Here is a 25,369-nt window from a genome sequence, read left to right as displayed (position 1 = left end):
TTCAGGTCAGATAGAACTCACCGGGATCGATCCCGTAGGCATTGGCCGGCAGGGCATGCATGATCCGGTAGGGCTCGCCGGTTGGGGTCAACGGATCCATTATCAGGTCGAGCGTGATCGGATGGCGCTCGATGCTTTTATCGGGGCCGAGGAGGATCAGCAGACGAGGCTTGAGACGGCGCACCTGATTTTGCTGGATGACGACGCCAACCTCGCCGGTATTGAGTTCGACCAGACTGCCGATCGGGTACAGGCCAATGCACTGGATAAACTGGTCAATGACGGCTTCGCGGAACTTGGTGCCGCGCATGCGGATCAGCGCTTCAAGTGCCTTTTGCGATGAAATGGCGGTGCCGTAGGCGCGGTCGCGAGTCATCGCGCAATAGGTATCGACAATGCCGGCCAGTTCGCCGTGAAACGAAATCCTCTCGCCTTTCAAGCGGCGTGGATAGCCGCTGCCATCGGCCCGCTCATGATGACTGGCAACGATCTCGAGGATGTGATTGGGGAACACTTCCTGGCCGAGCAGCATTTCGAGCGAGCTGGCGACGTGAGACTGCACCTGACGGTATTCTTCCTCAGTCAGGTTGTCGGGCTTGTTGAGGATCTCGATCGGGATATCGATCTTGCCGATGTCCTGCATCAGGCCGGCCACACCAACCTGCTCGATGACCTTGGAAGAAAGGCCGAGATATCGGGCGAAAACCATCAAATGCACTGAAACATCGAGGGCGTGATCGTATGAATACTGGTCGGTTGAGCGCAGACGGGCCAGCCAGATCATCGCTTCCGGATTGCGTTCGACGCTGCGCGCCATGTGCGAAACCTGCTTGCCGATCTCGTTGAGCGATACGGTTTCGGCACTGGCAATGGCATCACGAATCATCTTCAGCGTGCGTTTGACGTCGTCGACGATCGGCGCAGAATAGAGCAGTTCCGCTTCCAGATGGCTTTGCTGGTCGGAAGAGTCGAGATCGGGCGAATAGCGGTAGCGGCGTAGTACCGGCTCCATGCGCAGGTGGCGACAGATCGACGCAAAGTCATTCGGCTGAGCATCGTTCACTTGCCGAAAAACAGGCAGGGTACCTGGTTGGCGAGGTGCATCGCGACCATGGTCACGTGGCGCGTAGGCATCGCCGAGCGAACGGCTGCGATCGACAGTGACCTGTTGGCAGTATTGTTGCAAGGTGGCGATCTGCGCTTCATTTTCGATCAACAATCCCTGCATGAGGAATGGCGTCTCGATCCAGGGCCGGTCAAGGTCGCTGATGAACATGCCGATCTGGAGATCAAGGGTGACAACGCTTATTTTGTGCGACATTCCAGCCGTTTTTTGCGATCGATGCCAAGATCAGAACAATAACATGCCGGTTTGCCCTCGAGACCCGGTTTGGATATGGTTTTCACTGTCCGGGTGATGAAATGCCAAGGGGGGTTGCCGATTCCTTGCCCTGCCCAGTGAACTCAAGTAAGTTTGCGAAATGAGTACAAGCCAAGTCAAAGGGCCCAGCCCGCTCGATAACGAGGAGATGCTGCTGGTTTTGCAGCAATCGCTGACCAAGAAAAGGGTCCTGATCGTCGACCGTCATTCGCCGGCGCGCGATTCGCTGCGTCTGATGCTCGGTGCGCTGGGCGTGACGCTGGTGCACGGGGCTGGCAACTCAGCCGAGGTCATCCGTCAGGTCAAGGCCAACCGTTTCGATATCGTGCTCTCCGATTTCATTCTCGACGATGGCCGCGACGGCCAGCAATTGCTCGAAGAACTGCGCCACGCCCACCTCATCCCGTTGTCAACGGTGTACATGATCATCACCAGCGAGCGAGGCTACACCAACGTCGTATCGCTGGCCGAACTAGCGCCCGACGATTACCTGATCAAGCCTTTTACCGCCGAGCAACTACAGGCCAGGCTGATCAGATCAATTTACAAAAAACACGTACTGCGGCACATCTACGAGCAGGTCGAGCGCGGTGCCTTGCAGGAAGCCATCATCGCCTGCGACCGTGTCATCCAGCAGCAGCCGCAATACATGTACGACGCCCTGCGGTTCAAGGGTGATCTGCTGCATACACTGGGCAAGACGCACGAGGCCGAGGAGGTTTTCCGGCGCGTGCTCGAAGGGCGCGTCGTGCCGTGGGCCAAGATGGGGCTGGCGATGGCCCTGCGCGACCGGGGGGCGCTCGACGAGGCCGAACAACTGGCCGAACAGGTCACCGCGGAAGCGCCCGATTACCTGTCGGCCTACGACTTTCTGGCCTCGGTGCACGAAGCCCAGGGCAAGCTGGAGGCTGCCCAGCAGACCCTGCAGCGGGCGGCTGATGCCTCGCCGCACAACACCGTGCGGCAACGGCTGGTCGGCGATGTGGCGGCCCGCAACAACGATTTGCTGGCCGCCGAAAAGGCTTACGGGAAGGTCATCGAGCGCAGCAAGGGGTCGAGCTTGCGGACGGTGGATGACTTTGCCAACCTGTCGCGCGTCCTGGTCGAGCGGGGCAACGTGAGCGCCTCGCGCAAGATTTCTGCGGAGATGAAGCGCGAATGGCGCGGCGACATGCAGGCCGAGCTGGCGGCGCTGGTTACCGAAAGCCTTTGCCTGAACAGTGAAGGCTCGGCCGACAAGGCTCAGCATCTGGTCGATCAGGCCCTCGCCTTGCAGAAAATGATCAGCGAAGAGGCGGCCGAAAAAGGCAAACATGTGTCGCAGCGTCTGGCCGTCGATCTGGCCCACGCCTGCTACGCCACCGGCAAGGAAGGCGAGGCGACGAAGATCATGCGTCAGGTCGCCGCCGAAAACCATGAGGACAGGAACCTCATCGACCACATCACGAGCGTCTTCAAAAAAACCGGCCAGCCCGATGCCGGCAAGGCGATGCTCGAACAGGTCGGCAAGGAGATTGTCGAACTCAACAACAAGGGCGTCCTGGCGGCGCGCAGCGGCGATCTTGAGGGTGCTGTCCAGTTGCTGATCCAGGCCGTCGAGCAAGTGCCCAATTTGCAGTTCCTGGTCAATGCTGCCAAGGCCATTTTCGCCTTGATGGACAAGAAGGGCTGGGATCAAGCATTGGCAGCCAGGGCCATCGACTATCTGCAGCGCGCCCAGCGCAAGGACCGCAAGAGCGCCAAGGTGGCCTCGGCCCGCGAACTGTACGTCACGGTCGCCAATAAATACGGTATTGCCACCGACAACACTTGAAAAATCAGGGCGGCAACATTTTGAAACCAATTAGTTGCTCCGCTGACTCATCCTTTCTCGTGCTGGCGCGTTGATTACACACCGGCCCGCCTTTTCGTGCGGGCGGCGCTTTTCCTTCGGGAGTCCACGATGCTGCAATCCATGCAAAAAATATTTCTCGCGCTGACCATGGCGGTTGCCCTGCCCGCCGTGGCGCAGAGCGATCCACCGGCCCGCGTCGGGCGTCTGGCTCATATTGAAAATCAGGTCGATTTTCGGGTTGACCGTGGCGATCAGGGCGGACCGGCCACGCTCAACTGGCCGATCAGCAGCGGCGCCGTGCTGGAAACCGGGCAGCGCGGCCGGGCCGAGGTGTGGATCGGGTCCACCGCCTATCGACTGGCCGACGACAGTGAGGTCGAATTCCCCGTCGTGGACGATACGCGGGTCGATGTCCGGGTGAGCGGCGGCAGCCTGGCGGTCAGCATTCTCGACCGCGATCAGGTCGATGATGTGGTGATCGCCACGCCGGATGGCAATGTCCGTTTTCTGACGCCGGGGCGCTATCGCATCGACGTCTTCGCTGATCGCAGCGAACTCAGCGTGCAGGCCGGCCGCGCCGTTTTCGATGACGGCCAGCGGGCGACGTCGGTTGCTGCCGGACAGAAGGTTAGCCACTGGAGCGATGGCAACGAGCAGCTCGATGCCGACCGTAGCAACGATGCCTTCGACCGCTGGGTGGCCAATCGCGAGAACGTGACGCTGGCCAGCCAGTCGCGCCGCCACGTTTCGCCGCACATGACCGGCTATCAGGATCTCGATGCCTACGGTGACTGGCAGACGGCGCCTGATTACGGCTCGGTCTGGTATCCGCGCGCCGTGGCTGACGACTGGGCACCCTACCGCTATGGCCGCTGGGCCTGGGTTGCCCCTTGGGGCTGGACCTGGATCGACCAGGCGCCGTGGGGTTTTGCGCCTTTCCACTATGGCCGTTGGGCGATCATCCATGGCCGCTGGGGCTGGGTTCCCGGCCGCCTCGCCGCCCGCCCGGTCTATGCGCCGGCACTCGTCGCCTGGATCGGCAACCCGGGCTGGAGCGTCGGTTTTCGCTCCGGCGCCGCGCCGGCAGTCGGCTGGTTCCCCCTCGCCCCGCGCGAAGTCTATGTGCCTGGCCACCGTCACAGTCCCAACTACGTCCGCCAGATCAACGTCACTCACGTCCGTGATGTGAGCGTCATCGACCGCGCCATTCGTCCCGGTGGGCATGCCCCCTTTGTCCACCACGCCTTGCCGCGTGCCGTTACCGTCGTGCCGGCCAACATGGTGCGCGAAGGCCGCTCGATCACCTCGCGCGAAATTCAGCGTCAGGAGCGCCCTGCGCTGGGTCGAGCCCCTCTCGCCCGCTCCGCACCGAATGCCGATTGGCTGGCCCCGGCCCTGGGAGCCGTTCGTCCGCGCAACGACGAAAGACGTGAGCCGATCAACCGGCCACGCCGCGATTTCGATGCCCCACGGCTGAATGGCCAGGAGCGCGGCGCACCACGGACCGAACCGATGCCACGCAATCCTGATCGCCCGGCTCTCCGTCAGCTGACGCCAGAGGCCGCGAATGCCCGCGAAGGCGATACGCGCCGCGAAGGTGGGCGCGGCTCGCCCGACATGCGTCCGGGAATTGAGAATCGTGGGCGTCCGGTTGAAGTTGCACCAGCCACCACGCCACAACGTCGCGAGGCAGTGGCGCCGGAAATTCGCCAGCCAGCGCCGGAAGCCGGCCAGACCCAGCCAGTCGAAGGGCGCCGTGGCGGTTTCCGCCGCCCGGGTGAAACGCGTCCGGAAACGGAGTTGCGTGGCCGCCAACCAGAGGAGGCCGCCCCGGCGCCAATCCGCCGCGACATGCCGACGCCCCAGATGCGGACCGAGGAGCGTCAGCCCCGGCCGATGATGGCGCCACAGGAAAGGGAGCAGCGTCGCGAAGCGCGGGAAGTTCAGCGCATGGAACCTCAGGCACCACCGTCCCGCGAACGCGAGGCGCCGCAAATCATGCGCCAGCCGGAAATGCCGAGGCCGGCTCCGGAAGTCAGGATGCCCGCCACGCCACCGGTACGCGAAATGCCGCAGCCACGCGCCGAACCGCCACGTCAGACGCAGGAGTTCCGTGCCCCCGCTCCAGCGCCCATGCCGCAGCAGCGGGCTGACCCACCGCGCCAGCTTCAGGAATTCCGGGTACCCCCTCCGGCCCCGGCTCCGATGCCCCAGCCGCGGGTTGATCCGCCGCGTCAGCTGGCACCGCAAGGCGGCCAGCCGGAACAACGCCGTCGCCACGGCGATGACGACGATCGGCGCGGACGTTAAGCGCTGAATGTGGAGACCGGGGTTGCGACTAGCCCCGGTCACGCGTCGTTCAGCAGCCAGATTGCCGGAACCCGCAAGCTGTGGGAGTTGGCGCTCTGAGTTGCTTTCGCACCAGCCGACGGCTCAATCGGGCGTGATAAAGTCCGGTTTTTGCCTACGGCAGGAACAGCCATGTTTTCAGGAATCATCGCGGCAGTTGGCCGCATCACTCACCTCACCCCGCGGGAAGTCGGTTACCGTCTACATGTCGACGGCGGTGGCCTCAAGCTCGACGATGTTTCGCTTGGCGATTCGATCGCCCATAACGGCGTTTGCCTGACCGTGGTGGTCAGGGAAGGCAATACCTTTGCCGTCGATGTTTCGCCGGAAACCTTGTCGTGCACCGTCGGGCTTGATGCACCTGGCCCGGTTAATCTGGAAAAGGCGCTACGCCTCAACGACGTGATCGGCGGCCATCTGGTATCCGGCCACGTTGACGGTGTTGGCGAAGTGCTGCGCTTCGATCCGGTTGGCGACAATCGTCTGCTCGAAATCCGTGCCCCGAAAACCATTGCCAAGTTCATCGCGCGCAAGGGCTCGATCGTCGTCGACGGCACCAGCCTGACGACCAACGAGGTCAATGGCACCGACTTCACGATCAACCTGATCCCGCATACCTTGGAAAACACGACCCTCAATCGGCTCAAGCCGGGCAGCAAGGTCAATCTCGAAGTTGACCTGATCGCCCGCTACTGCGAGCGTTTGCTAGCCGCCGACCGCGAGTAAGGCGATGCCTTGCCGAATCCTTGTCGTTGCGCTGCTCACCGCTCTGCTGGGTTCTTGCGCGGCCTACGACGGGTTCGGCCTGCAAGCCGGTGCCGCGCGGGTCGAGGACATCGAACGCGTCATGGGCCAGCCGGCCGTCCGCTGGAACGAAACCGATGGCGGCGAGACACTGGTCTATCCGCGCGGTCCGATGGGTTATCACACCTTTTTTGTCCGTATCGATGCCCAGGGCAAGGTGCTGAGTCGCGAAAACGTGCTCGATACCCGACACTTTGCCCGCATTCAGGCGGGCTTGACGACAGACGAGGTGGTGCGCATCCTGGGGCCGTCCGTTGCCGCGTGGACTGTTTATTTCAAGGCGCGTGACGAACTGGTCTGGGAATGGCGTTATTGCGACGACTGGAACGAACCGGCCCGTTTCAATGTGTTGTTCGATGGCACCTCGCTACGGGTGCGCTCAACTCTGGCCTCGCCTGAAAGTTTGCGCGGTAGTTTCGGTGACGACGACCGTCGTGGCTGGTGCAGCCACTGAATTTAGCCGCTGTGGCGAATCCTCGCTTGAAAAACCACCACCCCGCCCCCATAATTCAAAGCATGGTTGTAATTCCGGCAATCTGGAGGCGTTCTGGACAGGGGTTCGATTCCCCTCACCTCCACCCAAGGGCATTCTGCTGAGTGTTTTTGGTTGGGGGTGTACTGGCTTCGACAGGGCGGGCAAAGGTGCGCAGGCAACTCGTCAGGCGATCGACGTTAATGAAGCAAATCCATAATTGCCAATGATGAGCAATTCGCTATTGCCGCCTAAAAACGGTTAGCCGGGGCTGCTAGAGCCTTGTTACCAAAGATAGCCGGCGGGGACTTCGGTCCCCGTCGTCACGTCCGGTTTTCCGCTTTCAGTTGTCGAGGCGGAAGACGATGGGCACGATGACCGTTGCCTCGATGGCCTCATCGCCGCGTTTGGCCGGCACGAAGCGCCAATTTGCCACGCTCTGCCGCGCCGCCTCGTCCAGCCGGTCGTAATTGCTGCTTTTTTCGATGTCGACCGTAGCAGCTCGCCCGTCCGGTGTGACCCGAACCCTGAGCAGCACCTTACCCTCCTCGCCCAGTCGCCGCGAAAGCGAAGGGTATTTCGGCTCCGGATTGTTCAGGTAGGCGGCGTTGAAGCGGGCGGCGGTGATGGCGGGCTGGGCTGAACTGGCGGCGGGTGCCGCGGCCGGTTGCGAAACTGGCGGGGCGGCGATGATGGGGGCGGGAACTGAAAACGTCGGTGGCGCGCTGGCCTGTTCCGGCGCCAGGGCGATGACCGGACGCGCTGTCTGGGCGGGTTTCTCCCGGGGAACCGGTTTTGGTGCGGCGGCCTTTTCCGGTGGTGCAGGCGGTATCGCCTGAACTGCCGAAACGCGCTCCGTGAGCTGGACCTGAACCGGGGAGGGCGGCATTGCTTCGAGCTGGTCGATGCTCAGCGTCAGCGGATAGAGTAAAACCAGTACGTGCAGCGCCAGCGCGATCAGCAAATAGCGACCGCTATGCAGCCATTCTGGAGATTTCGGCTGGGGGAGACGGAGGCCGGCAGACATCGGTTCATTATATCCGCAGGGCTTTTGGCAATTTGCCGCATCACTGATCGGCGTCCGAAGGTCAGGCGTCGCCGCTAGGCGAATCATCGACGCTGTTGGCTTTTCCGGCCTAAGGGCGAGTGTCTGCAGATACAAGGACGCGCTCAGGCAGCCGCCAGATCAACCCGGAAACTGCGCGTCGCGTGCACGCCTTCGACCTTGATCGGCAGCAAAACTTTCGTCCGTTCCAGCGCCTTGATGATGCGCGAAATGGTTTCAAAGCGCAGGTCGGTGATGTCGGCAATATCCTGCCGGGTTGGCAGGACGACCTGACCGGCGCTGTCGGTGAATAGCCGGATCAGGCTGAGAACGCGATCTGCAGCCTGGCCGCCGCGCAGCGCGACGACTTCGGCCGCCCGTTGCTGGGCCTGGGCGAGCGAGGCAAGCAGCGACTCGCCGGCCAGCGCCCCGGCGCCTTCCGGCCACGGCGACAGCTGGCACTGGGTCAGTGCCGTGGCCGAGAAGGTGTAGCAGCCAAAGAGCAGGGTTTCGCAGCCGAGGATGTCACCGGGGACGGCGAGGCTGGCAAACGAGGCGTCGCTGGCTGACCTGACGTTGTCGAGCCGGACGACGCCGCTGTTGAGCCGCCAGGCGAGGCCATCGGCGCCAGCGTGATAGATGCCTTCGCCGGCCGCCAGTTGGCGTCCGGCGCGCTGGGCGCCGGGGGGGTTGCTACGGTCGACCGGAAAAAACAGGCTAATTTGAAAACTCCTCGCTTAGTCGAAACTGACCTGGGCCTTGAGCCATAGCGTGCGGCCCGGCTCGTTGATGCGGAAGGTCTGGTCGTAGCCGGTGACGGCGGCGCCGCCGCGGCTGATGTGTTCGGCGTAGGTCTTGTCGAACAGGTTGTCGACCCCGGCCGAGACGAGCACGGCGCGGCTCGGCTTGTAGCTGGCGTTCAGCGAGAAGACGCCGAAACCGCCGGTGGCGCCGATGTCCTGGCCGACGATGTTGCCTTTGTTGAGGTCGTAGCGTTTTTGCCCGGCAACCAGGCGGAGCAGCGAGCCGACCGACCAGGTGCCATTGTTCCAGGCCAGGCCGAGGCGGCCTTCGAGCGGCGGGATCTGGGCAAGCGGCGTGCCGTCGGTCTCGTTTTCACCGCGGACGTAGGCCAGCGAGCTGTCGATTTTCCAGTTGCTGTCGATCTGGTAAGCGGCGCCGATTTCGCCGCCCCAGGTGTGGGCGTCGATGTTGCGGACGATCGACACGGTACGGGCCGGCGTCGCCTTGACGACGCCCGACTGGACCAGAATGTAGTCGTCGATCTCGTTGTAGAAACCGGCGGCCGAGAAGGACAGCGCGCCGAGGTTGCGAATCCAGCCGATGTCGAGCTGGTTGGTCTTCTCGGGCTTGGTGTTGAAGGCGCTGGTCGAGGTGGCGCTTTCCTTGCTGGCCGATACCGTTTCCCAGTAATCCGGGAAACGCTCGCTGTGGCCGAGGCCGGCATAGAGCGTCGAGCCGGCCTGCAGCTCGTGTTCGTAACGGGCAAAGCCGCTGGTCAGCGTGCTGTCGCGGGCCTGGCCGGCGGTCGGGTTGGCGACGGTGGTGGCGCCCATGCCGGTACCGAGGCGCAGCGTGGCGCGCTGGTCCTGAGCCTCCCAGCTATCGCTGCGCAGGCCGCCGATGATGCGTCGGGTGTCGGACAGATGCCAGGTCGCCTCGCCAAACAGGCCGAAGTTGGTGAAATTGGCGTCCTCGGTGCGCGCCAGTTGTTCGAACGCCGGCACCGCGGTCATCGAGGAGGCGCTGCGCAGGGTGTGGATGTTGCGCTGGTAATCGGCGCCCAGCGTCAGTTGCAGCATGTCAGCCGGGCGCAGGGCGACGGCGAGGCGACCGCCGGTCGTTTCGCGGTCCGGGTTGCTGACCATGTACATGCTGCCGGCCGGCTTGGTGCGCAGCGAGTAGTTGTCCATGACGTGATCGACGTAGTTGTAATAGACCTGCGCTTCGATTTTCTCGATCAGGCTCGATACCTGGCGCGTTTCGAACTTGAGGCCGACGTTCTGACGGTCGAACTTGACGCCGTCCATGGTCCGGTCGCCGTAGGCCGCTTCGCCGTCGCTTTTGAGCACGGAGAGTTCGAGGCGGGTGTTGTCGTTCGGCGTCCAGCCCAGCGTCGCGCCGGTGCTCCAGCGCGTGTAGGCGGAATTGACCTTGTTGCCGTCGCCGTCCTCGTAGTCGTCGCTGCTCGACCGCGTGCCGTTGATCTGGGCGTAGAACTCCGGCGTCCCGGCGCGGGCGTCGATGACCTGGTCGTTGCGGCCGAAGCTGCCGGCGGTCAGGCTGCCGTTGAAGCGGTAGCCGGTTTGCGCGAAACGCCTGATGTCGCGTTCGAAGAGCACGGTGCCGGCCGAGTTGCCCGGGCCGTGGCTGACTGTCTGCGGCCCTTTGAGAATGGTGACGCGGTCGTAGGATTCAGGGAAAACGTAGGCGGTGGGCGGGTCCATGCGGTTGCCGCAGCCACCGAGAATGTGTTCGCCATCGAGCAGGATGTTGAGGCGGGAGCCGGCCATGCCGCGCAACACCGGGTCGCCATCGGTACCGCCTTTGCGGATGACGCTGAAGCCCGGCACGGTTTTCAGGTAATCGGCCCCGTCATGGGCCGGGATCGGTTGTTTCGGTGCCTTGGGGTCGGTGACCACCTTGAGCGGTTCGTCCATCTGGGCGGCCGTGACGACGACGGTGTCGAGCACGGTGGTTTGCGCCATGACCGGCAGCGTGCCGGAAAACGCGACAGCCATTGCGGCGGCCAGCGGACGAATGTGGTACCCCATGAAACTCTCCCTGAATTATTGGTATTTGAACGCGCGCTGATTGTCCGGGAGTTGGCAGGCGACGGGAATGCGACAAATTGTCGCGCGGCAATTTGTCTAATTCCAAAGGAGGGGCTGGCGCCGTAGGATTCCTGGCTTATTTTTCCCGCGCCGGAGTCAGTCCATGTCAGGAATGCCGATCCGTTTTCTCGTCGCCCTTTGGGTCCTGGTAACCAGCATTTCTGCCGTGGCCGGTACGGCCGACGACGACTTGCGGACGGCCGCGAAGTTGCACAAGGGCGGCGATACCGGGCGGGCGGTGGCGATCTGGAAGGACTGGGCGGCCAAGGGAAATGTCGATGCCGCCTACAATCTGGCGGTGATTCATCAGTACGCTGACGGCGTGCCGCTCGACTATGCGGCGGCGCTACGCTGGTATCGGCAGGCAGCCGAACAGGGTGACAAGGTTTCGCAGTTGCAGATCGGCCTGATGTACCAGATCGGTCAGGGTGTGGCGGCTGACGAAGTCGAGGCGCATCGCTGGTTCACGATGAATCGCAAACACCATCTGCACCACGAACATGAACCGCAAATGGTCGCCTGGCGGCAGCAGGCGTTGGCCTTGATCGAGGAGCGCGACCGCCGCGAACAGGTGGCGGCATCGCGGGCAAGCTCAGCTCTGGTTGTCGCCGAACTCAGGCGCCGGGCCGGGATGGATGCCGGGCGTCCGACCGAAACGGCAGCGCTGGAAGCAGCGACGACGATTCGCTGAGGGCGTCCGGCATTTCAATTTTGGCGGTTTTTCCCGGTTGACCGTGGCATCCGCTTCGGCCGGTTATTTCGTGCGCTGGCAGCCCGGAGTCCGCCTTAGCTGGCGGGGGTAACGCCATTCAGCTTGTCGAGCGCTTCGCGCAGTTTGCCGGGTTCGTCGAGGCGCAGCATCTTGCGGACGTTGGGGGCGATTTCGTTGACCTCGGACTTCAGGACGCGGTTCTTGACCTTGAGGATCTGCGACGGGTGCATCGAGAAAATGCGCAGGCCCATGCCGAGCAGCAGGCGGGTGAGGTCGGGGTCGCCGGCCATTTCGCCGCACACCGAAACCGGAATCTCGGCTTTTTCCGCCATCGACAGCGTGTGGGCGAGCAGCATCAGTACGGCCGGGTGCAGCGGGTCGTAGAGGGAGGCGACCTGCTCGTCCGAGCGGTCAATGGCCAGCGTGTATTGAATGAGATCGTTGGTGCCGATCGACAGGAAGTCGAGGCGGCGCAGGAAGATCCCGATGGCCAGCGCGGCGGCGGGGATTTCGATCATGCCGCCGACCTGGATGTTTTCGTCGAAAGTCACCTTCTCGCCGCGCAGGCTCGATTTGGCCTGCTCGAGCGCGGCCAGCGTCTGATCAATCTCGTGAGCGTGGGCCAGCATCGGGATGAGCAGCTTGATCGGGCCGTATTTCGAGGCGCGCAGGATGGCGCGGAGTTGCGTCTGGAACATCCGCGGCTCGGCCAGCGACAGGCGGATGGCGCGGCGGCCGAGGGCCGGGTTGGTCTGCACGCGGTCGCCGGCGCTGTTGTTCGGGCGCAAGTCCTTGTCGTTGCCGAGGTCGAAGGTGCGGATGGTGACCGGCCGGCCGCCCATGCCCTTGACCACTTTCTTGTAAGCCTCGTACTGCTCGCGCTCGTCGGGCATGTCGCCGCGGTCGAGGAAGAGGAACTCGGTGCGGAACAGGCCGATGCCCTCGGCGCCGCAATCGAGCGCCATCGGCACGTCGCCGGGCAGCTCGATATTGGCGAACAGCTGCACCGGAATGCCGTCGATGGTTTCCGACTTGGCCGTCTTCAGGCGCCTGAGCTTGTTCCTTTCGAGCTCGATCTGTTCCTTGCGCAGCTGGTATTCGTCCAGCACACGCTGATCCGGATTGACGATGACGACGCCGCGCATGCCGTCGACGATCAGCAGTTCGCCGTCGCGGATCAGGCCGCGGGCGTTTTCCAGGCCGAGCACGGCGGGGATCGCCATGCTGCGGGCGAGGATGGAAGTATGCGAAGTAGCCCCGCCGACATCGGTGATGAAGGCGGCGAAACGGTGGTCCTTGAAGGCGATGGTATCGGCCGGCGAAAGGTCGTGGGCGACGATGATCAGCGCTTCTTCCTTCGAACTCTTGGCCGCCTTCAGCGTGGCGCGGCGGGGGTGGCCGAGCAGTTCCTTGACGACGCGCTCGACAACCTGCACGACATCGAACTTGCGTTCGCGCAGGTAGAGATCGTCGAACTGCTCGAACTGGTCGACCAGATGCTCCATCTGCTGGACCAGCGCCCATTCGGCGTTGCACCGGCGTTCGCGGATGATCTCGCGCGGCTTGTCCGCCAGTTCCGGGTCTTCGAGGAACATGGTGTGGATGTCGATGAAGGCATTGAGCTCGGCCGGCGCGTGCTCGGTGTTTTCCTTCATCTGGATGAGCTCTTCCTTGACCGCCTTGATGGCATCGTCGAAGCGCTCGATTTCCTTGTCGATCATGCGCGGCGCCAGCGTCAGGTGAGCCACCTCGAGCGTCGCATGCGACATGAGCATGGCCCGCCCGATGGCGATACCGCCGGAAACTCCGAGACCGTGCAGGATGAAGCTCATGTTTGCTTATTCTCCCTCGCCGAAATAATCGGCGATCAGCGCCAGCAGGGCTTCCATGGCCTCGGCTTCATCGGCCCCATCGGTTTCGATAGTCACCTTCGAACCCTTGCCGGCGGCCAGCATCATGACGCCCATGATGCTCTTGGCGTTGATGCGGCGGGTGCCCTTGCTCATCCACACCTCGCACTTGAACTTGCCGGCCATCTGGGTCAGCTTGGCGGAGGCGCGGGCATGAAGGCCGAGCTTGTTGATGATTTCGGTTTCGGTCGTGATCATATTTCTCAGTGGTCCAGCATGTTGATGATGCCGTCGCGGCCGCCATCGCGGGCGCGAACGAGCAGGGTTTCCATGCCTTTTTCGCGGTAAGTCAGGGCGCGTAGCAGCATGGGCATATTGACGCCGGTCAGACCTTCGACCCGGCCACGTTCCAGCAACTTTAGCGCAAGGTTGGCCGGAGAGGCGCCGAAAATATCGGTCAGGATCAGCACGCCGTCGCCCTTGTCGACGAGGGCGAGCATGTCGCGGGCCATCGGCAACATGTCGAGCGGGTCATCCTGCGATGTGAGACCGAGCTGCATCACTTGCGGCGGCCGCTTGTTCAGCACATGGCTGACGTTCTGGACGAGCGCCTCGCCATAACTGCCGTGGGTGATGAGAAAGATGCCGATCATGCTCGGGATTCTAACCCGAAGCGCTTTTATCGGCGGCTGACGATCAGTATGCCGATGACCACCAGCGCGGCGCCGGCCATCTGCGCCAGCGAGATTGATTCACCAAGCAGCCACCAGCCGAAACCGATGGTCAGGATCGGCCCGACCATGCCGAAAAGCGAAGCCCGCCCGGCGCCGATGCGGCGAATCGCCGCCGACTGGGCGAAGACCGGCACGATGGTGGCGAACACTGCCATGGCCAGTCCCCAGCCATAAACCGGCAACGGCTGGATGAAGGCGGTCATCGGGTGCGAGGCTGAGAAGTGCGCCAGCGTCACGGCCGACGAAACGAGCATGGCCAGGGCCGAAAAGCGCATGGCGCCAAGGCGGGCGATCATCGTCCCGCTGCCCGACAGATAGAGCGCATACGAGACGCTGGAGCCAAAAACCAGCGCGCCGCCGATCCACACATCGCGCGCATCGCCGAGGCCGAGGTCGTGAATGAAGGCGAAGCCAATGCCGAGATAGCACAGCACAATGGCGATCAATTCGCGCCGGGTGAAAGGCTTGCCCTGAAAGAGCACGCCGATCAGGATGGTCAGCGTCGGATAGGTGAACAGGATCAGCCGTTCGAGCCCGGCCGAAATGTATTCGAGCCCCCAGAAATCGAGGATGCTCGCGCCGTAATAGCCGAGGCAGCCGAGGGCGATGAGCTTGAGCCAGTCGTCGCGCGTCAGGCTGGCGCCGGCCCGCTGCCCGGCCAACCCGACCCAGAGAAAAACCGGCAGCGCGAAACCCATGCGCAGGGCGAGCAGCGTGATGGCATCGACGCCGTAGGGATAGGCCAGCTTGACGAAAATGGCCTTGAGCGAAAAGCCGAGTGCCGCGATGAGAGCCAGACCTGCACCATAAGCATTCGATTTTTCCAAAACCATTCCCGGGTTGATGTTGACCAGATGCCATTAAAAGCGCCATTGGTGCCGCGGGCAATTGGTATTATTCAAAGCAAGCATTCGTTATGGACGAAACCATGCGCTACGATTTACCCGACCTGCGGTTGGTGGCAGCCATCGCCGATTCCGGCAGCCTGACCCGTGCCGCCGAACAGGTGCATCTGGCGCCGTCTTCGGCCAGCCACCGGTTGACGCAGCTTGAAGCCGCCCTCGGCGTGCCACTCTTCGCCCGCCATGCCCGTGGCCTGACGCCGACGGCGGCCGGCGAATCGCTGCTCCGCCACGCCCGGCAAGTCTTCGCCCAGCTCGAACAGATGCACGCTGACCTGGCGCCCTACGCCAGCGGCCTGAACAGCCAGGTCACGGTGTTCGCCAACACCAACGCCATCAACTGTTTTTTGCCCGAAGATCTCGGCGATTTCCTGCGCGAACATCCGCGTGTTCGGGTCAGCCTCGAAGAGCAGCCGAGCCCGGCGATCATTCAGGCGGTGGCCGCCGGGCAGGTGGAGATTGGCGTGGTGGCTTCGGAGGTCGGACTGACCGGCGTCGAAACACGCCCTTACCGCCAGGATCGGCTGGTCCTCATCGTCGCCCCCGGCCACCCACTGGCCGACAAAAGCGAACTGGCCTTCGCCGATGTGCTGAGCGAACCCTTCGTCTGCCTGCACGCCGGCAGCGCCATCCATACCTTCATGATGAACCACGCCGCCCGCCTTGGCAGCCGGCTCGACGTGCGCATTCAGGTGCGCAGTTTCAGTGCCGTCTGCCGCATGGTGGCGGCCGGCGTCGGCATCGGCATGGTGCCGCGCTCGGCTACGGTCGACGGCATAAAAACGATAGAAATCACCGACCCGTGGGCGCCGCGGGATTTGCAGCTATGCGTTCGTTCGCGGGCTGCGCTGAGCCCGGCGGCGACCGCCCTGTTCGACCATCTGGCCGGCAAGGGTGGTGCTCACGGCGAAGCTCCGCCGCTGTCCGAATGATGGTCAGGTGAGAGCGCAATTAGCGCCGGCTATCTCGCCTTGCGTTCTTTTTCGTAGTCCGAGTAACCCTGCCGGTTGATCCGTGCCATGCAACTCTCCACCTCGCTGCTGGGCAGTTTTCGACATTGGTGTTCGGCGTTTTGCTGTCCTGCCTCGTAGGCGGTCTGGCAGCCGCCGAGGGAGAGCAGGCAAAAGGCGAGGATCGCGGTTGAGCGCATGGCGTTGTTCCATCCGGGTGGTTGGGAGAATGCCATTGTGCTTGACGGGGCGCTATGTTCAAAGCGCGTTCGGACCGCTTTCAAGCAGTCGCCGTGTCAGCGACTGCTTGCGCCGGTAGGCGTATTACAGCGGGCGTTTGACGGTCAGCGCGCCGCGAATCTGGCCCTTGCTGTAGCCGGTCGCCTGATCGTGCGGGTAGCTCTCGGCCAGCTTGGCCTTGAGGCTCGCATCCATGCCATCGACCGCGCCGTGGCACTTGAGGCACACGTCGCCGACCGGCAGTGCCTTCATGTAACGGAAGACCTGTTTGCCGTCGATAGTGACAATCTCGCTCTTCTCCATGGTGTCGATCTTCTCGCCATTGGCGGCGCGAATGTTGAAATCGGCTAGCTGGCGAACTTCCCACAAATCCGGCGTGCCGCGTTCGGCGTTGCGCGTCTTGAGACTGACGCGACGGATGTCCCAGCCGGTTTCCTGGCGTTTGGCCTTGATCAGTTCGGGCGCCTGGTCCTTGCACACGGGAATCGCTCCGGCGACGCCCTTTTCGGCCACGGCTTCCTGCATGGCATTGACAACCTTGGGGACGACCGGCAGCACGGCTTTCTTGGTTTCGGCGGTCAGTGCGCCGATGTCCTGGGCCACGGCGGGAAGTGATGCGAGGAGCAGAGAGATGGCGAGCAGAGTTTTCATGGTCATCCTTGGTTAATTAGAAAATGCTGATATTAACCCCGCTCGCCGCTATCGTCATCCGGCGATGGTCAGCCAGTCACCGTGATTGTCCGCTTCGCCGCGTACGCTGGCGAAATACGCTGCCTGCAGCATTCGGGTGACAGGCCCAGGTTTGCCGTTGCCGATGCGCCGGGCATCAACTTCGACGACCGGCGTAATTTCGGCCGCCGTGCCGGTCAGAAAAACTTCGTCGGCGCACACCACTTCGTCGCGGGTGATGCGTTTGCTGCGCACTTCCAGGCCGGCTTCTGCCGCCAGCGTGCATACGGTGCGGCGCGTGATGCCGTCGAGCGCCGAGGCGCTGTCGGGTTGCAGCAGTTCGCCATCGCGAACGATGAACAGGTTTTCGCTGGAACCTTCCGAAACGTAGCCGTCGGTGTCGAGCAGCAATGCCTCGTCGTAGCCGTCGCGACGCGCCTCGCGGACGGCGAGGATGGAGTTCGAATAAGTCGAAATGGCCTTGGCGCGGCACATCTGAACGTTCGGGTGATGCCGGGCATAGGACGAAACGCGGACGCGAACGCCTTCGTTGATGGCCTTGGCGCCGAGATAGGCGCCCCACGGCCAGGCGGCAATCATGATGTGGGCCGCCGCGCCGGCCGGGTCGACGCCCAGCTTTTCGGCGCCGAGAAAGACCAGCGGCCGGATGTAGGCGCTGCTCAGACGGTTGCGCGTCACCGCCTCGCAACACGCCGTGGCCAGCGTTTGGCGGTCGACAGGCAGGTCGACGGCGAGGATGTGGGCCGAATCTTCAAGCCGGCGCAAATGCTCGGCGAGGCGGAAAATGGCCGGGCCGTGTGGCGTTTCGTAGGCGCGGATGCCTTCGAAACAGCCGTAGCCGTAATGCAGGGTATGGGTCAGCACGTGCACTTTGGCATCGCGCCAGGGAAGCCACTGGCCATCGAGCCAGATAAAGCCGTCGCGGTCTTGCATGATGGAATCCTCAAAATGGTCTTGAAACCGGTCTTTGCCGGGGAGCCGCGTGAGGGTGGCGCGGTGGGTTTCGCCGAGGCCGCTGCCGGGTGGGCGGGCCTCGAACGGTGCTTGGGGATGGGGCAAGGATGAACCGGGATTCGCTGTCGCTCAAACGATTAAATTGCGTGTCGAATGAATTCAATTCATCCGAAACGACATTTCAATTTCCGCCATTTTTTCCGGTTGACCGTGGAATCCGCCCATGGGGCTATGGGCGCAGCAACCAGCGAATGAAGGCCATGATTGCCGGCTTATCCTGCACGGCGGGCGGCGCGACGATGTAGAAGCTGCGGTCCGGGCAATCCTGCGGAAACGGGCGGATCAGCCGCCCCTCGGCCAGATAGGGGGCGGCCAGCGTGCCGGCCATCAAGGCCACGCCGTGGCCGGCGACAGCGGCTTCGAGCATGAGCAGCGCGTCTTCGTAATTCGGGCCGGTCGATGGCTCCGGGTGCCGAATGCCGGCCGCGGCAAACCAGCGCTGCCACGACAGCAGGGGGTGACGTAGCAGACGCACCTGATCGAGATCCTGCGGCGCCTTGAGGCCAACCGCCAGCGTCGGGCTGCACACCGGAAAAACGCGCTCCTCGAACAGCTTCCAGGCGAGCAGGCCCGGCCATTCCTCCTCGCCATAGCGCAGCCCGATATCGGCTTCGCCGTTGAGCAACGGGCCGAGTCCGGTCGCCGTGCCAAGGCTGAATTCGAGGTTGGGGTGGGCGTCCTGATACTCGGCGACGTGGCTGACCAGCCATTTGCTGCCCAACGCCGGCGCCGCCGAAATCCGCAGGCGTTCCCGCTGCGGCGCGCGCAATGCCGCGCTCGCCTCGTCGAGACGCAGCAGCGCGTCGCGGACAACGGCCAGATAGCGCCGCCCGGCCGCGGTCAGCACGATGGCGCGATGCCGCCGCTCGAACACCGCCTGCCCGAGATGCGTCTCAAGTTGGCGAACGCGATGGCTGATCGCTGATGGCGTCAGGTGCAACGCCTCAGCCGCAGCCAGGAAGCTGCCAAGCCGGGCGGCGGCCTCAAAGGCAGGAAGCGTGTGGAGCGGCGGAAGATCGCGCATGGAGGCTGGAGGGCGGGATGTTATGCACCGTATTCTGCCCGAACTTGACTACCCAATCTCATCGGAGCTGACCTGCCGAAGTCATCCCGTTGTTCGGGGTTTGGCAAGCGGCTGTTGGGTGCCCTAAGCGGAAATTACCCGCTCAAAGTAGCGGACGTTCAGGTACATGTAGGGGGCATGCTGCTTGCCGCGCGTCCCAGCGACCGAAGAGAGCGCCTTGACCGAGATATTAGGCAGGGTGTTTTGATAGATAGAGAACCGTGAAACTGAGCAATATGCCCGCGAGAGCGAATAGGCCAGAGACAAAGCCAAATTTTCCTTTCCATCCCACTGCTAAAAATAACGTGCCTCCGGAAATAAGTAATATTCCGTGGGCAATTGCCGGAAGGCCGTCCGATTCGACGAACTTTCCCTGACGTGTATAGCCAGCACTATGTTCCGTAAGAATATTCATTATTCCTGCACCTGCCAAAAATAGGAAAATAAGCAAACAAGCTAGGCACACAAGGAAACGTGTTGGCCTCACTTCTTTGCAGTGTGGACAAAAGAATCTGCTGTCAGGGCAGAGTTTCCCGCATCCATTACAGGAAGATTTGGTTTCGACCACTCTGCTGGCTACCTAAGGGACGCAAATCGCGAACGGATGGATTCCATCAATTTTTTTCGCTTTAGGAAGGCAAGAATAGCCAGACAAATGCCACCGAGCGCAACCCAGAATTTAGACCACCAGATACTGCTATTGAGTGCGACGATCAATTTGTCCCGAGTTATTTTTAGCTCGCCTTCGGTCTCGATGCTGACCACGACATCTCCAGAGATACAGATTTTGGCTACTTTACCCACATCGCCATACCAATTTTTGTATGAGCACCGAAACTTAAAGCAAGAAGCTACTTTTTGCCCTTGTGCGTCATTGAAGTAAGGCGCCGGCGATTTGCCGGCACTACGTTTGATGGTGACGTCAGAAATGCATCTACTGTTTGTTGTCGCTAGCAGGTAGTCTCGTTGTGCCTCGCTGACATAAAACGAGTAGCCATTGAAAATGACTATGAATGCGGCTATCCCAACAATCAGCGTTTGATAGTCGATATCTGACCTAAGCCATAATTCGCTTTTGAGCTCGTGATCCACCACCTGAGGCTTGGGATTCGCGATGGCAGATTCTTTATACTCAACTCCATTTAATCGGCATATTGCCTGTTGTCGGAGGTTCGAGGCATGACTAGCGATCTCTGTTTCATTCATCTGAAAGTTTGCCTTCGGATACGCATAGGTCGTTCTGTTGAACAATCAGTTTGGCGGTGGTAATGCTTTCCTTGGCTTCTTCAGTGGAACAGAAGCACAAGTAGTTTTGACGTGACGTTGGAAAATCTCAGCATGTTTCCATCTCCCAGCGTGCCAATGCGGTAGTTGCAGGCTTAGGAAAACGGACGTTCAGGAACGTACTAGGTAAGGGGCGGTCCGCTTGCGGAAAGTCACAGCAGCCGCAGACTACGCCTTGACCTGGATGTTAGGTTTATTTGATGGCTGCATAGATGAAAAGCGTTATAAAAGCTGCAATAACACCCCAGAAGAACCATCTGGGAATATCTGTGCGTCGCCGCCCTTTCATCGGTTGAGAAAGCGTGCGAATAACCTTGGCCTTCTGGGATGGCGATGCAATCAAGACTGACCAAGCCAGCAGAATGGCGCCCAAAGATGCGAATGAACCGACGGCCATCAACCCTAGGGTATAGACGTAGAACGAAGTAGCCGTGGCGCTACCGGGAACTGCAAGATATGGAGGAGAGTTCTTTAACCGAATGAGAACGCTTCCTTCTACCCACCCAAACCAACCGTGAGCAAACATGGCAAGCCCAAAGACGAGCAACCAAAAGATGACTGCGTAGACGCGGAATGATGGTTTAGGCCTGTCGAGCATGGGCATATACGAAAACGAAGGCAGACTAGCAAGTATCTATCCATACTGCATTTTTCTCAAGGAGAATGTCCGCTTCAGGGTTATGCACACGAAGGGCTGCTATTGGCCGGTTGTCGCCCGACGGCATGTGTTTGTCAGGAAGACGTTTTCGGTGTGCTGGTGCGATGTTTCGTGCAGCCCCTCACCATTCACGCCTCGGGCAGAGTCTGGGCGGCCATGATTTGCGGCAGGTTTCCTTCGATCCAGTCGGCCAGGGCTTCGACCTTGAGGGCGACTTCGCGGCCGAGCGGGGTCAGGCTGTATTCGACGTGGGGTGGGACGACCGGATAGGCCTTGCGGGCGACAAAGCCATCGCTTTCCAGCCATTTCAGGGTCTGGGCGAGCATACGTTCGCTGACGCCGGCGGTCTTGCGGCGCAGGTCGCTGAAGCGGTGGGTGCCGCCGAGCAAGGCGACGAGGATCAGGACGCCCCAGCGACTGGTGACGTGTTTGAGTACGTCGCGCGACGGGCATTTTTCCGCGAACAGGTCGCCGCGTCGCATCTGCGCCGACAGTGTGGAGGACGCCTCGGTGATTTGCGAGTTGTCGTTGTGCATGGGTACTTACCTTTATGTGCGTACTTACTAAAAATAAGTACGGTTGGTATTCTGCCATTTCTTCTCAACCGACCCAAGGAATTTCAACCATGATCGCCATTACCGGAGCCTCCGGCCAACTCGGCCGTCTTGTCATCGACGCGTTATTGAATAAATTGCCGGCCACTGAAATTGTTGCTGCCGTGCGCAATCCGGATCGGGTCGCCGACCTGGCCGCGCGCGGTGCGCACGTCCGGCACGCCGACTACAACCAGCCGGCCACGCTGGAAGCCGCCTTTCGCGGCGTGGACAAGCTGCTGCTCATTTCTTCGAGCGAAGTCGGCAGTCGCCTCCCGCAGCACCGCGCCGTGATCGAAGCGGCCAGCCGTGCCGGGGTCAAGCTGATCGCTTACACCAGCCTGCTCCATGCCGATACGTCGCCGCTCGGGCTGGCCGGCGAACACAAGGCCACCGAGGCGCTGCTCAAGGATTCTGGCGTACCCTTCGTGCTGCTGCGCAATGGCTGGTATTCGGAAAACTATCTGGCCAGCGTGCCGACGGCGTTGCGGTTCGGGGCGCTGATCGGCAGCGCCGGCGATGGCCGGATTGCCTCGGCTGCCCGGGCCGACTATGCCGCCGCCGCGGCCGCGGTGCTGAGCGCCGAAAACCAGGCCGGACGCGTGTACGAACTGGCCGGCGACGAAAGCTATTCGCTGGCCGAGCTGGCCGCCGAGGTGGCCCGTCAATCCGGCCAGCCGGTTATCTACCAGAACCTGCCCGAAGCCGAATTCAAGGCGGCGCTGGTTGGTGCCGGATTGCCCGAGGGCTTTGCCGGCTTGCTGGCCGACTCCGACGCGGGCGCCGCTCAGGGCGCGCTGTTCGATGACAGCCATCAGTTGAGCCGGCTGATCGGCCGCCCGACGACGCCGATTGCCGCGCAGATCAAGCCGGTGCTTGACGCACTGCACAATATGCCGGCAAAATGAATCCATGATTTCTGCTATTTCCCTGTTCGTTCTGAAAGCCCCGTGCCGCCGCATTCTGCGTGCGTGGCGCGTCGCTGTTTGTCCGGGGCCCGGGGTGAGATAGTCGAAGTTTTCTGACCCGATTTCAGCAAAGGCCGCGGATTTGAAACCCGCGGCCTTTTTGTTTTCTCCCTGTTTTTCCCTCGCCGAAAGGAAGTGCCATGACTCGTATTGCCCACTGGACCCCGCTGGTCAAAATTCGCCACAACGCCGAGCGCCTTGCCCGGGCTGCGATGCATCCGCCCTCGCCGCAACCGCACTAAACCGGAGAATGTCGTGTCCATACCCTTCGCCTATCTCGGCATCATCCTGATCTGGTCCACCACGCCACTGGCCATCCAGTGGAGCACCGAGGGCACCGGTTTTGCCCTTGCCGTCTTCGCCCGCATGCTGATCGGCGTCCTTGTCGCCGCGGCCGTCAGCCTTGCCTGGCGCATCCGTTTTCCGCTGCACGACCGGGCGCGCCGCGCCTATGTGGTCGGCGGCCTTGGCCTGTTCTTCGCCATGGCGCTCACCTACTGGGCGGCACGCTACATTCATTCCGGGCTGATCTCTGTCCTCTTCGGCCTCTCGCCACTGGCTGCCGGCCTCCTCGCCGCGCTCTTCCTGGGTGAGCGCTCACTGACGCGCCTCAGGCTCATCGGCATGTTGCTCGGCGCCCTCGGTCTGGCGACAATTTTCATCCACGGTGAAAGCCTCGGTCACGAAAATGCGCTGCTCGGTCTGGTCGCGCTGCTCGGTGCCGTTTTCATCTATTCCGGCTGCCTCGTCTGGCTCAAGCACATCGGCGACGACAGCCCGCCGCTCGCTACCACCGTCGGCACGCTGGCCGTCGCGTTGCCCTTCTTTGGCCTGGTCTGGTATCTGACCGACGGCCGACTGCCCGAGATGGTCCCACCACGTGCCGGGGCGGCCATCGTGTACCTCGGCGTCTTCGGTTCGGTGATCGGCTTCGCGCTCTATTACTACGTGATCAAGCATCTCGAAACCTCAAAGGTGGCGCTTATCACGCTGATCACCCCGGTCATCGCGCTGCTGCTCGGCCACTGGCTCAACGGCGAGAGCATCGGCCTGCGCCTGTGGTTCGGTACTGCCACCATCCTCCTCGGCCTCGCCGTCCACGAGTGGGAAATGCTGTCCGGCCTGCTGCGGCCGATCCCACGGTCAACCGGAAAAAATGGCCAAAATTGAAAAGGCCCGGCGCGACCAATAGGGCCTGACCGGCCAAAAAAAACCGGGCGACTCATAAGAGCCGTCCGGCAAAGGAGGGGGAGACAAATCTCCCTTGCTTCAGGGTTCAGATGGCCGACAGCGCCGGGGCGTATTTGCGATCCACGGTCGGTATGTGCTGCTTTAGCCAGTCGCGCAGGAAGGCCGTGGTTTCTTCGGTGATTTCCGTGGCGCCGGCATGGAACTGCTGTTGCAGGTTGACGCAGGTCTTAACGAGTTTGTTGTGCTCGAGAAGGTGCTGGTCGAGGGCCGGGTAACTCACCTTGCGCATATTTGCTTCCTCGGCCGCGAAATGTTCGGCGACGAAGGCGATCAAGCCATCGAGCGCGCGGCCGATGGAGCCCCGCTCACCTGCACTGACCGACGCATGCAGCCCGTTGAGCAGCCCGAACAGGTGCTTGTGTTCCTCGTCATGCTGCGAGATGCCGGTGCCGTATTCTTCAGGGGTCCATTTGATCAAAGACATAGGTTTCTTTCCTTTTGTAAAACAGGTTGACGATGAAGCCCGTGCGGCACGCCCCATGTGAGCACCCGTTGAAGGGTGGCGGCTGCGGCGGCACGACGGCCAAAACGAAGCCTAGTAAATTCCAATTGCATACGCAATAACGCGAATGGCATATTACTATCGGCGGACGATCGGCAAATAATCGTTTCTGTTCAGTTGGTTATGTGACTACGGCGAACTGGCCTGTCGGGTGGTGGCGACAAGTTTTTTGCATGCTCGCCAAGGTAATTCCACGCTCAAGCGGATTGGCTGCGTGAAACACCAAAAACAAAATGGCGCAGGAGTTCCTGCGCCATTTCATGGCTTCGGGGCTGCCCCCGATTAGCGACGACGGGCGACGGCGGCAATCAGGCCAAGACCGGCCAGCAACATGGCTGAGGTTTCAGGTTCGGGAACTGCCGAAATGCTCACCGATCCGCTGTCCCGCACGGTGAAAGCCAGCGGTGAGAAGGTAACCGGCCCGCCCTGACATGCCCCGGAAATGCCGCACACTACCCCGGACATGATCTCGGCATCCGGAACCGTCAACTGATTGTACAGGCCGAGCTGGAGCTGGACTTTGGAGAGCGTCGCCAGATCGGTGCCGGCGGCATCGAAGAGATAGCCCTGGGCAAAGCTGCCGGCCACGCCGGTGGCGTTCACGATAACCAGCCCCTCCGCATTTGCCACGTATCCGTAATTGACTGCGAAACTGGCGATACGGGTGCCATTGTCGGCGCCATAATTTGCCGCCATCGTGCCGAAATCGCGATTGGCATCGGAGAAGATATCGATCTGTCCCGCCGACATCTGCATCGCGCCCGGGTTGTCAGAATTGCCCGAACCGGAAACCGAGTAGACGACGGTCATTTCACGGTCGGTGAACGGTGAAAGGCTGCCCGGGCTGAAAACCTGATACGCGCCATGTTCGATGAAAGTGAACAGCGCCGGCGTGATCGCATCGAGCGTTTTTTGCACGAAGCCGACGCCGCCAACATTGAGCGCGGAAACCGTGCTGGCCCCGGCGACGCCGCTACCCAGCGGATTGATCTGCCAATCGCTGGCGGCCAGGGCCGACTGCGCGGAAAACGAAAAGGCCAGAATGCTCAGGCCGTACTTGACTTGATTTGACAATCGCATGACGTTCGGATTGCTTTCGAGAGTGTTGTGAACGGCGGCCCGAAATGACGCCCGGGCCATGGAGATGCCCCTTTAGCGTCGAAACAAGCGACTTCCGAATATGCCAAATGGGACAACCGTACGATTTTAACGGTTTCG

General features: G+C 61.8%; 26 protein-coding genes and 1 other RNA gene. 11 read left to right on the top strand and 16 right to left on the bottom strand.

Going from position 1 to position 25,369, the window contains the following annotated elements:
* Position 1 precedes the first annotated feature (1 nt).
* On the bottom strand, positions 2 to 1,321 hold the full coding sequence (locus tag WBK19_RS19500) for a cyclic di-GMP phosphodiesterase (protein ID WP_511292735.1): 1,320 nt from the start codon (positions 1,319 to 1,321) through the stop codon (positions 2 to 4).
* A 160-nt stretch (positions 1,322 to 1,481) separates the two neighbouring features.
* On the opposite strand from WBK19_RS19500, the gene WBK19_RS19495 reads away from it, so the two are divergent.
* The 5 genes from WBK19_RS19495 to ssrA all read left to right on the top strand — a co-directional run bounded on the left by WBK19_RS19495 (position 1,482) and on the right by ssrA (position 7,166).
* The gene (locus WBK19_RS19495) at positions 1,482 to 3,194 is read left to right on the top strand and encodes a response regulator (protein ID WP_511292734.1); all 1,713 of its coding nucleotides are present in this window, start codon (positions 1,482 to 1,484) and stop codon (positions 3,192 to 3,194) included.
* A gap of 129 nt (positions 3,195 to 3,323) precedes the next feature.
* Complete coding sequence (locus tag WBK19_RS19490; protein ID WP_511292733.1) at positions 3,324 to 5,525, top strand: DUF6600 domain-containing protein; 2,202 nt, start codon at positions 3,324 to 3,326, stop codon at positions 5,523 to 5,525.
* Positions 5,526 to 5,696: 171 nt separating this feature from the next.
* Positions 5,697 to 6,290, top strand: coding sequence for a riboflavin synthase (locus tag WBK19_RS19485; protein WP_511292732.1), 594 nt, complete (start codon positions 5,697 to 5,699; stop codon positions 6,288 to 6,290).
* A gap of 4 nt (positions 6,291 to 6,294) precedes the next feature.
* Positions 6,295 to 6,822 (top strand): hypothetical protein, encoded by a 528-nt coding sequence (locus tag WBK19_RS19480; protein ID WP_511292731.1) that lies wholly within the window; start codon positions 6,295 to 6,297, stop codon positions 6,820 to 6,822.
* Positions 6,823 to 6,834: 12 nt separating this feature from the next.
* Positions 6,835 to 7,166, top strand: a transfer-messenger RNA (tmRNA) gene (gene ssrA / locus WBK19_RS19475).
* Between the two features lie 17 nt (positions 7,167 to 7,183).
* Here the strand turns inward: ssrA and WBK19_RS19470 are convergent.
* Positions 7,184 to 7,867 (bottom strand): energy transducer TonB, encoded by a 684-nt coding sequence (locus WBK19_RS19470; protein WP_511292730.1) that lies wholly within the window; start codon positions 7,865 to 7,867, stop codon positions 7,184 to 7,186.
* Between the two features lie 119 nt (positions 7,868 to 7,986).
* Here WBK19_RS19470 and WBK19_RS19465 point away from each other — a divergent pair, with 119 nt between their 5' ends.
* Both WBK19_RS19465 and WBK19_RS19460 read left to right on the top strand, forming a co-directional pair.
* On the top strand, positions 7,987 to 8,199 hold the full coding sequence (locus tag WBK19_RS19465; protein WP_511292729.1) for a hypothetical protein: 213 nt from the start codon (positions 7,987 to 7,989) through the stop codon (positions 8,197 to 8,199).
* The gene (locus WBK19_RS19460) at positions 8,192 to 8,377 is read left to right on the top strand and encodes a hypothetical protein (protein WP_511292728.1); all 186 of its coding nucleotides are present in this window, start codon (positions 8,192 to 8,194) and stop codon (positions 8,375 to 8,377) included. The genes WBK19_RS19465 and WBK19_RS19460 overlap by 8 nt, the downstream gene beginning before the upstream one ends.
* Before the next feature lie 245 nt (positions 8,378 to 8,622).
* On the opposite strand, the gene WBK19_RS19455 is transcribed toward WBK19_RS19460, so the two are convergent.
* Complete coding sequence (locus tag WBK19_RS19455; protein ID WP_511292727.1) at positions 8,623 to 10,680, bottom strand: TonB-dependent copper receptor; 2,058 nt, start codon at positions 10,678 to 10,680, stop codon at positions 8,623 to 8,625.
* Between the two features lie 163 nt (positions 10,681 to 10,843).
* On the opposite strand from WBK19_RS19455, the gene WBK19_RS19450 reads away from it, so the two are divergent.
* A complete protein-coding gene (locus tag WBK19_RS19450; protein ID WP_511292726.1) occupies positions 10,844 to 11,431 on the top strand; it encodes a tetratricopeptide repeat protein in 588 nt (195 codons plus the stop codon).
* Positions 11,432 to 11,526: 95 nt separating this feature from the next.
* Here WBK19_RS19450 and ptsP read toward each other — a convergent pair whose 3' ends face one another.
* Genes ptsP through WBK19_RS19430 form a run of 4 tightly spaced genes read right to left on the bottom strand, consistent with a single transcriptional unit; the run spans position 11,527 to position 14,869 of the window.
* Positions 11,527 to 13,284, bottom strand: a complete 1,758-nt coding sequence (ptsP, locus tag WBK19_RS19445) for a phosphoenolpyruvate--protein phosphotransferase (protein WP_511292725.1) — start codon at positions 13,282 to 13,284, stop codon at positions 11,527 to 11,529.
* A gap of 6 nt (positions 13,285 to 13,290) precedes the next feature.
* Positions 13,291 to 13,560, bottom strand: a complete 270-nt coding sequence (locus tag WBK19_RS19440) for an HPr family phosphocarrier protein (protein WP_511292724.1) — start codon at positions 13,558 to 13,560, stop codon at positions 13,291 to 13,293.
* Positions 13,561 to 13,565: 5 nt separating this feature from the next.
* Positions 13,566 to 13,955: a PTS sugar transporter subunit IIA gene (locus WBK19_RS19435; RefSeq protein WP_511292723.1), complete on the bottom strand. Its 390-nt coding sequence runs from the start codon at positions 13,953 to 13,955 to the stop codon at positions 13,566 to 13,568.
* Positions 13,956 to 13,981: 26 nt separating this feature from the next.
* Complete coding sequence (locus WBK19_RS19430; RefSeq protein WP_511292722.1) at positions 13,982 to 14,869, bottom strand: DMT family transporter; 888 nt, start codon at positions 14,867 to 14,869, stop codon at positions 13,982 to 13,984.
* 83 nt (positions 14,870 to 14,952) lie between these two features.
* On the opposite strand from WBK19_RS19430, the gene WBK19_RS19425 reads away from it, so the two are divergent.
* Positions 14,953 to 15,870: a LysR family transcriptional regulator gene (locus WBK19_RS19425; protein WP_511292721.1), complete on the top strand. Its 918-nt coding sequence runs from the start codon at positions 14,953 to 14,955 to the stop codon at positions 15,868 to 15,870.
* Positions 15,871 to 15,899: 29 nt separating this feature from the next.
* On the opposite strand, the gene WBK19_RS19420 is transcribed toward WBK19_RS19425, so the two are convergent.
* The 7 genes from WBK19_RS19420 to WBK19_RS19390 all read right to left on the bottom strand — a co-directional run bounded on the left by WBK19_RS19420 (position 15,900) and on the right by WBK19_RS19390 (position 21,373).
* Positions 15,900 to 16,088 (bottom strand): hypothetical protein, encoded by a 189-nt coding sequence (locus WBK19_RS19420; RefSeq protein ID WP_511292720.1) that lies wholly within the window; start codon positions 16,086 to 16,088, stop codon positions 15,900 to 15,902.
* Between the two features lie 124 nt (positions 16,089 to 16,212).
* Positions 16,213 to 16,779, bottom strand: coding sequence for a Tll0287-like domain-containing protein (locus WBK19_RS19415; protein WP_511292719.1), 567 nt, complete (start codon positions 16,777 to 16,779; stop codon positions 16,213 to 16,215).
* 54 nt (positions 16,780 to 16,833) lie between these two features.
* Complete coding sequence (locus WBK19_RS19410) at positions 16,834 to 17,751, bottom strand: branched-chain amino acid transaminase (protein WP_511292718.1); 918 nt, start codon at positions 17,749 to 17,751, stop codon at positions 16,834 to 16,836.
* A 250-nt stretch (positions 17,752 to 18,001) separates the two neighbouring features.
* On the bottom strand, positions 18,002 to 18,856 hold the full coding sequence (locus WBK19_RS19405) for a LysR substrate-binding domain-containing protein (RefSeq protein ID WP_511292717.1): 855 nt from the start codon (positions 18,854 to 18,856) through the stop codon (positions 18,002 to 18,004).
* Between the two features lie 615 nt (positions 18,857 to 19,471).
* Positions 19,472 to 20,101, bottom strand: coding sequence for a hypothetical protein (locus WBK19_RS19400; protein ID WP_511292716.1), 630 nt, complete (start codon positions 20,099 to 20,101; stop codon positions 19,472 to 19,474).
* A gap of 271 nt (positions 20,102 to 20,372) precedes the next feature.
* Positions 20,373 to 20,783, bottom strand: coding sequence for a hypothetical protein (locus tag WBK19_RS19395; protein ID WP_511292715.1), 411 nt, complete (start codon positions 20,781 to 20,783; stop codon positions 20,373 to 20,375).
* Between the two features lie 182 nt (positions 20,784 to 20,965).
* The gene (locus WBK19_RS19390) at positions 20,966 to 21,373 is read right to left on the bottom strand and encodes a winged helix-turn-helix transcriptional regulator (RefSeq protein ID WP_511292713.1); all 408 of its coding nucleotides are present in this window, start codon (positions 21,371 to 21,373) and stop codon (positions 20,966 to 20,968) included.
* An 89-nt stretch (positions 21,374 to 21,462) separates the two neighbouring features.
* Here WBK19_RS19390 and WBK19_RS19385 point away from each other — a divergent pair, with 89 nt between their 5' ends.
* A complete protein-coding gene (locus tag WBK19_RS19385) occupies positions 21,463 to 22,338 on the top strand; it encodes an SDR family oxidoreductase (RefSeq protein ID WP_511292711.1) in 876 nt (291 codons plus the stop codon).
* 315 nt (positions 22,339 to 22,653) lie between these two features.
* Positions 22,654 to 23,568 (top strand): DMT family transporter, encoded by a 915-nt coding sequence (locus WBK19_RS19380; protein ID WP_511292709.1) that lies wholly within the window; start codon positions 22,654 to 22,656, stop codon positions 23,566 to 23,568.
* A gap of 106 nt (positions 23,569 to 23,674) precedes the next feature.
* On the opposite strand, the gene WBK19_RS19375 is transcribed toward WBK19_RS19380, so the two are convergent.
* Positions 23,675 to 24,073, bottom strand: coding sequence for a bacteriohemerythrin (locus tag WBK19_RS19375; protein WP_511292707.1), 399 nt, complete (start codon positions 24,071 to 24,073; stop codon positions 23,675 to 23,677).
* A 360-nt stretch (positions 24,074 to 24,433) separates the two neighbouring features.
* A complete protein-coding gene (pepA, locus tag WBK19_RS19370; protein WP_511292705.1) occupies positions 24,434 to 25,231 on the bottom strand; it encodes a flocculation-associated PEP-CTERM protein PepA in 798 nt (265 codons plus the stop codon).
* Positions 25,232 to 25,369 lie beyond the last annotated feature (138 nt).

It is taken from the genome of Azonexus sp., from assembly GCF_049652925.1.
Taxonomy (GTDB): domain Bacteria; phylum Pseudomonadota; class Gammaproteobacteria; order Burkholderiales; family Rhodocyclaceae; genus Azonexus.
This window is presented reverse-complemented; position numbering and strand designations above follow the sequence as displayed.